Source organism: Pseudomonas sp. DCB_AW (assembly GCF_026240895.1).
GTDB lineage: Bacteria > Pseudomonadota > Gammaproteobacteria > Pseudomonadales > Pseudomonadaceae > Aquipseudomonas > Aquipseudomonas kermanshahensis.
The window spans coordinates 41395-48757 of sequence record NZ_JAPFCE010000038.1 but is presented as its reverse complement, the minus strand read 5'-3'; the positions used below and the strand labels follow the sequence as shown (position 1 = coordinate 48757).

Here is a 7363-nt window from a genome sequence, read left to right as displayed (position 1 = left end):
CCGGCCGCCCCCGCCGGCCACAGCGCAGCCCCCGGCTGCCCCCCCCCCCCCCCCCCCCGCGCCCCGCCCGGCCAAACGCCCGGGCCCGCGGCCGGCCGCGGCGCCGGGCCAGACCCGCCAGTAACGCCCGGTAGGCGCAGCCTTGCGCTGCGAAGAGGCCAGTGAAAGCACTGTAGATCTCCGCTGCCTTCACCGGCCTCTTCGCAGCACAAGGCTGCTCCTACACAAAGCTCAGCCGTGGCACGGCAGGTCAAGTCGCCTGGCACGCTGACTGTTGCGGTGCCGTTCTAGATCAGCACATGAGCCACTGTAGGAGCAGCCTTGTGCTGCGAAGAGGCCGGTGAAAACACAGTAGATCTTCGCTGCTTTTACCGGCCTCTTCGCAGCGCAAGGCTGCTCCTACACAAAGCGCGTATGACAAGGCAGCACGCTACATCCACCCCGCCAGCACAATCGGCAACCAGGCGAATGACAGCACCGTGGAACACATCACCAGGTTCGCCACCTGCTCCGGCGAGCGGTTGGCGCGCACGGCCATGAGGTAATTGAACACCGCCACCGGCATCGCCGATTGCACCATCAATACCGCACGCTCCAGGGTATCCACGCCCAAGGCCACGCCAACCGCCCACCCCACCGCCGCGCCCAGGCCGATACGCAAACCACCCAGCAGCATGCCGCTGCCCACATGGCGCAGGCGAATGCTGGCCAGCGAAACGCCCAGGGTCAGTAGCATCAGCGGGATGGTCATGCCGCCGAGCAGGTTCACCGTGTTGGCCAACCAACGCGGCAATTCGAAATCCAGAAAGATGATCGGCATCGCGCCCGCCAGGCTGATCACAATGGGGTTGCGGACCAGCGCCTTGAGCGAAGCTGCCGTGCCGGAAATGGCCATGCCGACCGTGAACTGCACGATCGACAGGGTCAGGAAAAACGCCACCGCCAGGGCCAGGCCGTGCTCGCCGAAGGCATACAGGCTGATCGGCAGGCCCATGTTGCCGGTGTTGGGGAACATGAACGCCGGCAGTAGCACACGCCAGTGTTGCCCCGAGGCACGGCTGACCAAAAGGCCTGCCAAGGCCATGCCCAACGTGCACAACAGGCAGGCCAGCGCCATGCTGGTGAATGCCGTTGGGTCCAGTTCCGTGCGGCTCAAGGTCGACAGCACCAGCGACGGTGTGCCGACCGTCATCACCAGCCTGGCGATAAACTCAGTGGGGTAGTCCAAGCCTTTGCGGGCCCAGGCAAAACCAATGCCGGCAACGATGAACACAGGTGCCAGAACGGCGAACAACGATGCCAGCATGAGCCTTACCTTCCTGGTGTGCGAAAGGCGTCAGTATGCCGCAGTCCTACGCTGCTTCAACCCGGAAACATAAATGGGTTGATACTGCTACGGGCAAAGCCTTGCCCTTCAAGCTCGGCATCCAGCTGCAAGGAGGCCAAGTCATCGGCGACAGGCTCCAGTGCCGGGTCGTGCTCGTAATAGAAGGCCTTCAGGTAGCTTTCGCAGTCACCGCAGCTTTCCGCCTTGACCGCACTGTCCTGACGCTCCAGCGACCAATAGTCCAGCTTACCGGTGTGCTCGCAGTTGCTGCACTTGACCCGCACCATGTGCCAGCGACTCTCGCACAGCCCGCAGTGCAGGTAGCGCAGCCCAGCACGCTTGCCAGTGAGGATGACGCTGGCCACCGGCGCGCTGGCGCACACTGGGCAGAACTGGCGATGCTCGCCCACCGCCGCATGCGCATGCGCTGGCAAGGCCGCAGCCAGTTGCACGAAGTACAGCCCCAGGGCGGCCCACAAAAACACCGCCTCGCCGCTGTTCACCTTGCCATATTGGCCCTGCAGCAAGTCTTGGGCGCAGGCTTCGCGCTGATCGGCGCTCAGCGCGGCGAGCCTGTCCAGGGCCGCGCATACCGGGTCGCTGGCTTCAGTGCGCAGGTCCTCGAGCAGATGCTCGAGCATTTGCTGCCAGTAACCTGAGTGCAACTGCGTCGATAATGGCGCCTCTGCGCCCAGCCGCTCAGTCAGTGCCTCAAGCTCGTTGGCCGGCACGGGAAAACGATCGAGCAAACGCTGCTGGGCCTGCGCGATGGTGGCGGCGAACTCCAGATAGTCGGCTTGCTCATGCCCCTGTGCCAAGTGACGCAAACGCGCCGCGCGCTTGGCGAAGTGCTGGTCCAGTTGCGGCAGCAACAAGGCGCTGATGGTGCCCACGCCCCCGGTGGGCTGCTCGACCGCCGTCAGTTTGATGCTGCTCATTTCTTCTCGCTCTTGCTGTTGATCTGCTGATACCAGCGATCGTGGTGCGACTTGGCCCAACTGCGTGAGACATAGCCGGTGATCATGCCGCGAATCGAACCTTTCACCCAGAACGCCAGGTACGCATGGCCGATGATCAGCAGGATCAGTGAGATGCCTGCCAGTGCATGGGCAAACAGGGCAATTCGGATCAGCGGGATGCTGAAGTAGTCGGCAAACCAGGGCCGCCAGATGATCACGCCACTGAGCATCAGCAAGGTGATCAGGCCCATGATCCCCCAGAACAGGACCTTCTGGCCGGCGTTGTATTTGCCGATGCGCAGCGGCTGGCTGTGGTCGCCTGCCAACACGCGCTTGACGTTGCGAAACCAGATGCCGTCTTCACGCTCGGGCAAGTTGTACTTGACGAAGCGCACGAACAGGAACATCAGCACCACGAACACCACCACCCCGAAAAACGGGTGAAGGATGCGCGCCAGCTGCGGTGTGCCAAACACGCCATTCAGCCAGTTCAACGACGGGAAAAACCACGACAGCCCCGACATCGCCACCAGGAAGAAACAGATGACCATGAACCAGTGGCTGGCCCGGTCGATGAAGCGCGTGCGCAGAATCAATCGGTCCTTGTTCATACCAGGGTCTCCTTGTCGTCTTCCTCGACTTCGTTGGGGCCAACGCCGATGTAGTGGAACACCGTGCCCGCCAGGGTGGCGAAGAATGCCGCGGCGGCCACCGGTTTGAGCCAGCCTTTCCAGCCCTCGATCGCACTGCTGATGCGCGGGTCTGGGTTGAGCTTGTGGTACAGCTGCGGCTTGTCGGCGTGTTGCAGCACGTAGAACACATGGGTGCCACCGACGGCCTGCGGGTCGTAAATGCCGGCACCGGCGAAGCCGCGGCCTTGCAGTTCACTCACGCGTTCTTCGGCCTGCACCAGCATGTCAGCCTTGCTGCCGAAGTTGATCGCGCCGGTCGGGCAGGTTTTCACGCAGGCCGGTTCCTGGCCGACGCTGACCCGATCAACGCACAACGTGCACTTGTAAGCCTTGTTGTCCTTCTTGCTGATGCGCGGTACATCGAACGGGCAACCGGCCACGCAGTAGCCGCAGCCGATGCAATGCTCGGACTGGAAATCGACGATACCGTTGGCGTACTGGATGATCGCCCCCGGTTGCGGGCACGCCTTGAGGCAGCCCGGGTCGGCGCAATGCATGCAGCCATCCTTGCGGATCAGCCATTCCAGCTTGCCGCTTTCGTCCTGGTGCTCGTCAAACCGCATCAGCGTCCAGGTGTCTGGCGTGAGGTCGGCCGGGTTGTCGTACACGCCGACGTTGTGGCCTACCTCGTCACGCAGGTCGTTCCATTCGTTGCAGGCCACTTGGCAGGCCTTGCAGCCGATGCAGATGCTGACGTCGATCAGCTTGGCCACCTCGGCCTGGTGATCGCGGGCTCGCGGCGCTGGGGTGAAGGCGTTGGTCGCCGAACGGCGAATGATGTCTTGGGATTGCAGGGACATGTGCGTCGCTCCGTCAGGCCTTTTCCACGTTCACCAGGAACGCCTTGTATTCCGGGGTGTTGGTGTTGGAGTCACCCACCCCCGGGGTCAGCGTGTTGGCCAGGAAGCCTTTGCGGGTGGCACCCTCGAAGCCCCAGTGGCACGGGATGCCGATGGTGTCGACCATCTGGCCGGCGACCTCTAGCCGCTGGACCCGCTTGGTCACTACCGCCTTGGCCTTGATGTAGCCGCGCTTGGTGCTGACCCGCACCAGGTCGCCCTGGACGATGCCTTTTTCCTTGGCCAGCACTTCGCCGATCTCGATGAACTGCTCGGGCTGGATGATCGCGTTGAGCCGCGAGTGCTTGGTCCAGTGGCGGAACAACTCGGTGATCGAGTAGGTGGTGGCCACGTAAGGGAACTCCTCACGGCTGCCCATCCGCGCACGGTCGCTTTCGTACAGGCGTGCGGTCGGGCTCTTGCTGACATTGGGGTGCAGCGGGTTGGACGCCAGTGGGCTTTCGATCGGTTCGTAATGCTCAGGGAACGGCCCATCGTTCATGGCGCCAACCGAGAACAACCGGCCTACGCCTTCGGGCAGCATGATGAACGGGTTGACGTTGCTGCCTGGCGCGGCGGTTACCGGATAGTCCGGGACATCGCTGCCGCTCCAGCGGCTGCCATCCCAGGCAATGATCTGGCGCTTGGGGTCCCAGGCGTTGCCCTGCGGATCGGCCGAGGCACGGTTGTAAAGAATGCGCCGATTCTGCGGCCAGGCCCACGCCCAACCTGGGGTGCAGCCCAGGCCGCTGTCAGCGTTGTCGCGGCGGGCCATCTGGTTGCCGGCCTCGGTCCAGGAGCCGGCGAACACCCAGTTGAAGCACGCGGTGCTGCCGTCATCGCGCAATTGGGCGAAGTTGTCCAGCAACTGGCCTTTACGCAGCACCAGGTCGCCCTTGTCATCATGCAGGTCCGCCAGGGCGTAGCCGTTGGACTCTTTGGCGACTTCTTCTGGCTCTGGATCGTAGGGGTTCTTGTAGTCCCATGCCATGTTCAACACAGGCTCGGGGCATACGCCGCCCTCGTCGCGGTACAGCTCGCGCAGCTTCATGAACAGGTGGCCGAGGATCTTGCCATCGTGCCAGGCCTCACCGGGCGGGGCCGCCCCGGCCCAGTGCCATTGCAGCCAGCGGCTGGAGTTGACGATCGAGCCGTTCTCCTCGGCAAAGCAGCTGGAAGGCAGGCGGAAGACCTCGGTCTGGATCGCCGCGGGGTCGACGTCGTTGGACTCTCCGTGGTTCTGCCAGAAGCTCGACGTCTCGGTCGCCAGCGGGTCGATGATCACCAGGAACTTGAGCTTGGCCAAGGCCTCGGCGGCCTTGTTCTTGTCCGGGAAGGCCGCGATCGGGTTGAAGCCCTGGGCAATGTAGCCGTTGACCTTGCCTTCATACATGCGGTTGGAATAGTTGAGTACGTCGTAGCTGTCGTCCCACTTGGGCAACCAGTCGAAGCCCCAGTTGTTCTCAGGGGTGGCCTTGTCGCCCCACAGGCTCTTCATCAGGCTGATGAAAAATTTGGGCGTGTGCTGATAATAGTTGACCTGCCCGGGCAGCTGGGCGCTGGGCGTGGTTTCTTTCAGGTAGGTCTCGACCGTGGTCTGGTTGTCGGACGGCAGGTTCATGTAACCCGGCAGGCGTTGCGACAACAGCCCCAGGTCGGTGTAGCCCTGGATGTTGGAGTGCCCGCGCAGGGCGTTGACGCCGCCACCGGCCATGCCGATATTGCCCAGCAGCAGTTGGATCATGCCCGAGCCGCGGATCATCTGGGCGCCCGTGGTGTGGTGGGTCCAGCCCAGGGCATAGAGGAAGGTGGCGGTCTTGTCCGGTGCGCTGGTACTGGCAAGGATCTCGCAAATCTGCAGGAAGTCGTCCTTTGGCGTACCGCACAGCTCGCTGACCCGCTCCGGCGTGTAGCGGCTCACATGCTGCTTGAGCAGGTTGTACACGCAGCGCGGGTGGCTGAGCGTCACGTCACGTTTGGCAAAGCCCTGCTCGTCGAGTTCATAGGCCCACGAGCTGCGATCGTAGCGCCGGGTGTTGGCGTCGTAGCCGCTGAACAGGCCGTCGTCGAAACTGTAGTCGCTGCGCACGATAAGGCTGGCATTGGTGTAGGCGCGCACGTACTCGTGCTGGATACGGTCATGGCTGATCAGGTAGTTGACCACCCCCATCAGGAAGGTGATGTCGGAGCCTGCGCGAATGGGCGAATACAGGTCGGCCACTGCAGCGCTACGGTTGAAGCGCGGGTCGACGACGATCACCTTGGCACCGTTGCGGATCTTCGCCTCGATCACCCACTTGAAGCCTACCGGGTGTGCCTCGGCGGGGTTGCCGCCCATGATCATCACGACGTTGGCGTTCTTGATGTCTACCCAGTTGTTGGTCATGGCGCCACGGCCAAAGGTGGGTGCCAGCGCCGACACCGTCGGGGCGTGGCAAACCCGCGCCTGGCTGTCGGTGCCGAGGATACCCAGGGCACGGGTAAAGCGCTGGTCGAGCGAGCCGGTTTCGCTGCTGGCCGCCGAAGAACACAGCATGCCGGTGGACAGCCAACGGTTGACGGTAACGCCCTTGGCGTTTTTCTCGATGAAGTTGGCATCGCGGTCAGCCTTCATCAAGCGGGCGATGCGCTCGATGGCATGGTCCCAGGTAATCCGCTGCCACGTTTCCGAGCCTGGCGCGCGGTACTCCGGGTACAGCAGGCGCTGTTCGCTGTGGATGTAGTCCACCAGCCCTGCCCCTTTCGGGCACAGCGAACCTCGGCTGACCGGGTGGTCCGGGTCGCCTTCGATGTGGAAGATGCGTGCCTTGGCGTTTTTCGCGCCGTCGCCCAGGCTGTACATGAGGATGCCGCAGCCTACCGAGCAGTAGGTGCAGTTGTTGCGGGTCTCTTTGGCGCGCAACAGCTTGTATTGGCGTGACTGGCTGGCATTGGCCACTGCCGGGGCAAAGCCCAGCGACACGGTGGTCGCTGCCGCCGCACCGGCCGTGCACAGTTTGAAAAATTGTCGTCTGCCAAGTGCCATGGGATCTCCTCATCTCGGCCCGGTTAAATACCGGGCACACAGGCGTTACTTATCAACGGGTGTTATCGGCTGATCGTTCTAATTCGGTGACGGGCACACGTCAGGGGCAATAGAAATCTACAGCGCGTTATTAAAACGCAACTTCTTTTGCAACTACTAAATGGACCGCAGCATCACACGTTTATCGAGGCGCCCCTTGCGGGCCGCGCCCGCCATTGTAGTGGCAGGATGCCGCAGGGACCAATTGAGCGGCTTGATTGCTTGATAAGTTCTGTCGATCAACAGGCTGATACGGTAATTAATTACATACCTGTATTGATCCAGATCAACAAATAGTCACTGCCAGCCACCAAAACAATGAATCAATACGACTAAAGTTATTTTTCTATACGAATTATTATTAAGCGGGCTAATTAAGCCTCTACGTCGCGACACCCTGCGGCGTCTCGTCGCAGGCCAATGCCCCTTGGGCAAAAGGTTGCAAGCACGTAGAATCGCGGTTCCTTTTCGCCCGTCGCCTT

5 protein-coding genes are annotated in these 7363 nt (G+C 62.3%); all 5 read right to left on the bottom strand.

Going from position 1 to position 7363, the window contains the following annotated elements; translation table 11 throughout:
* Nucleotides 1–430: 430 nt before the first annotated feature.
* From OO306_RS19145 to fdnG, 5 genes are read right to left on the bottom strand one after another with little or no spacing between them, the layout of a single operon-like run.
* Nucleotides 431–1306: an AEC family transporter gene (locus OO306_RS19145; RefSeq protein ID WP_265969614.1), complete on the bottom strand. Its 876-nt coding sequence runs from the start codon at nt 1304–1306 to the stop codon at nt 431–433.
* A 56-nt stretch (nt 1307–1362) separates the two neighbouring features.
* Nucleotides 1363–2265 carry a formate dehydrogenase accessory protein FdhE gene (gene fdhE / locus OO306_RS19140; RefSeq protein ID WP_099454003.1) on the bottom strand — a complete coding sequence of 301 codons (903 nt, stop codon included), beginning with the start codon at nt 2263–2265 and terminating at the stop codon, nt 1363–1365.
* Nucleotides 2262–2897: a formate dehydrogenase subunit gamma gene (locus OO306_RS19135; RefSeq protein WP_265969613.1), complete on the bottom strand. Its 636-nt coding sequence runs from the start codon at nt 2895–2897 to the stop codon at nt 2262–2264. Before OO306_RS19135 ends, fdhE begins: the two co-directional genes overlap by 4 nt.
* Complete coding sequence (gene fdxH / locus OO306_RS19130; protein ID WP_027596742.1) at nt 2894–3778, bottom strand: formate dehydrogenase subunit beta; 885 nt, start codon at nt 3776–3778, stop codon at nt 2894–2896. Before fdxH ends, OO306_RS19135 begins: the two co-directional genes overlap by 4 nt.
* Before the next feature lie 13 nt (nt 3779–3791).
* Entirely contained in the window at nt 3792–6842 is a 3051-nt protein-coding gene (gene fdnG / locus OO306_RS19125; RefSeq protein ID WP_265969612.1) for a formate dehydrogenase-N subunit alpha, read from the bottom strand.
* Nucleotides 6843–7363: the final 521 nt, after the last annotated feature.

Excerpts from the sequence above, each read along its gene's own strand:
- OO306_RS19135 (WP_265969613.1), bottom strand. The coding sequence starts at position 2,897 with ATGAACAAGGACCGATTGATTCTGCGCACGCGCTTCATCGACCGGGCC.
- OO306_RS19145 (WP_265969614.1), bottom strand. The coding sequence starts at position 1,306 with ATGCTGGCATCGTTGTTCGCCGTTCTGGCACCTGTGTTCATCGTTGCC.
- fdhE (WP_099454003.1), bottom strand. The coding sequence starts at position 2,265 with ATGAGCAGCATCAAACTGACGGCGGTCGAGCAGCCCACCGGGGGCGTG.
- fdxH (WP_027596742.1), bottom strand. The coding sequence starts at position 3,778 with ATGTCCCTGCAATCCCAAGACATCATTCGCCGTTCGGCGACCAACGCC.
- fdnG (WP_265969612.1), bottom strand. The coding sequence starts at position 6,842 with ATGGCACTTGGCAGACGACAATTTTTCAAACTGTGCACGGCCGGTGCG.